This window comes from Polaromonas sp. P4_H1 (assembly GCF_056400945.1).
Genome location: NZ_JBFUKG010000138.1, coordinates 1 through 537, shown reverse-complemented (window position 1 = coordinate 537; position 537 = coordinate 1). Strand labels below are relative to the sequence as shown.

Below are 537 nucleotides of genomic sequence, written 5' to 3'. Positions count from 1 at the left end.
TCGATGGCGGCACGTAGAGCAGCTTGCGGATGATGCCGGTGTCAACGACGGTCTGCGCCAGATCGACCGAACGTAGGTCGAGGCCCGCGGGAAACACTTTCTTCTTCTTGGCCGTCGACGGCACGACGTTGCGCGCCTTCACGGTCATGTATGCCAGCAGGTCGCGGATATGAACGATGCCGACGGGATCGTCGAGGGTTTCGTTGAATACGACCAAGCGCGAATGCGCCGCGCTCTCGAACAGGCCCATCAATTCGCCGAGCGAGATATCCTGCTTCACCGCGACAATATCGGCGCGATGCACCATGACGTCGGCGATGCGGCGCTCGTTGAGCCCCAAAATATTGCGCAACATCGTGCGCTCGATGGTGGAGAAGCCGGTCTCGTCCGGCGCGGAGGCGTCGAGCACGACTTGCAGGTCGGCACGCACCGAGCCCGGCTTCCAGCCGAACAGCGAGCGGATCGCGCGGGTCAGCCAGGTCTCCGACGTCGGGCGCATGACCTCGCCGTCGTGAACCACCGCAGGCAGATTGCTTG

The 537-nt window shown here is 63.3% G+C and carries 1 protein-coding gene; it reads right to left on the bottom strand.

The window, feature by feature from the left end:
* Positions 1 to 537 (bottom strand): CBS domain-containing protein (locus AC1DS5_RS25535; RefSeq protein ID WP_477721037.1); only part of this gene is annotated, 537 nt, incomplete at both ends.